The sequence below is a fragment of the Clostridium sp. AM34-9AC genome, from assembly GCF_003480225.1.
GTDB classification, from domain to species: domain Bacteria; phylum Bacillota; class Clostridia; order Lachnospirales; family Lachnospiraceae; genus Acetatifactor; species Acetatifactor acetigignens.
Map to the genome: position 1 here is coordinate 244 of NZ_QUIU01000065.1, position 1,165 is coordinate 1,408.

2 tRNA genes and 2 rRNA genes are annotated in these 1,165 nt (G+C 47.4%); all 4 read left to right on the forward strand.

Features of this window, described 5'->3' with window-relative positions:
- Positions 1–28 precede the first annotated feature (28 nt).
- Positions 29–146, forward strand: a 5S ribosomal RNA gene (gene rrf, locus DW835_RS17695).
- Between the two features lie 6 nt (positions 147–152).
- A tRNA-Ala gene (locus tag DW835_RS17700) sits at positions 153–225 on the forward strand.
- 148 nt (positions 226–373) lie between these two features.
- Positions 374–447 (forward strand) — tRNA-Ile (locus DW835_RS17705).
- A 430-nt stretch (positions 448–877) separates the two neighbouring features.
- A 23S ribosomal RNA gene (locus DW835_RS17710) occupies positions 878–1,165 on the forward strand; the annotation flags it as partial.

Below are 1,165 nucleotides of genomic sequence, written 5' to 3' on the forward strand. Positions count from 1 at the left end.
CGGTGAAGAAATCCGAAATAAGAACACTTCTGGTGGTTATGCGCTTGGGGGACACACCCGTTCTCATCCCGAACACGATGGTTAAGACCTAAGCGGCCGATGGTACTATACTGGAGACGGTATGGGAGAGCAGGTGGCTGCCAGATTCCCATGGGGGTATAGCTCAGTTGGGAGAGCACCTGCCTTGCAAGCAGGGGGTCAAGGGTTCGAATCCCTTTATCTCCACGATAGCCATGAGCAATGCCTATTCAGGCAGACAGGTTCGACGCAAGCTCGCTTGCGCGAGAGCATGAATGCATGAATAGATAGTGCGAAGCACGTGATGAAATCGCATTGCGAAATACCTTGGGTATTTTGACAGGCTATTAACTGAGGGCTTATAGCTCAGCCGGTTAGAGCGCACGCCTGATAAGCGTGAGGTCGGTGGTTCGAGTCCACTTAAGCCCAGTTAAGCGAGTAACCTTACAACCTTTGAGGTAAAAGAGGTAATGCCCACTTAAGCCCAGTCGACAAATACTAACCGATTTGTCGAACGGAGAATACGAAGTATTCTCTTAGAGCTGACACTTTAGTGTCAGGTTTGTTCCTTGAAAACCGAATATTGAAATATTAAATCTATTATATCAAGTTTGCAAAACGATATAACAAGACATCCGAGGGATCTTGCAGAGATGTAAGATCAAACAAGCAAAACGAAACAAAACCTAAAGTAACATCACGCTAGATGTGAAGAACGGACGCAAGCGCTTCATTCGCAGATCTTCGATCTGCGAATGAGATTTGCTTCGCAAATGTTTAAAACGTTTTTCCAAGCCCCTTGTGTGCGCAAGCGCCCACCGGGTCATGAAAAAAGTTTTAATCGCTTGCTGAGTTATTAGGTCAAGCTAAAAAGAGCGCAGGGTGGATGCCTTGGCACTAAGAGCCGATGAAAGACGTGATAAGCTGCGATAAGCTACGGGGAGGAGCACATATCCATTGATCCGTAGATTTCTGAATGGGGAAACCCGGCTGAGCATACCTCAGTCACCGTACACTGAATCCATAGGTGTACGGAGGGAACCCGGTGAACTGAAACATCTAAGTAGCCGGAGGAAGAGAAAGAAAACTCGATTTTCAAAGTAGCGGCGAGCGAAATGGAAAGAGCCCAAACCGGAGTGCGTGCACT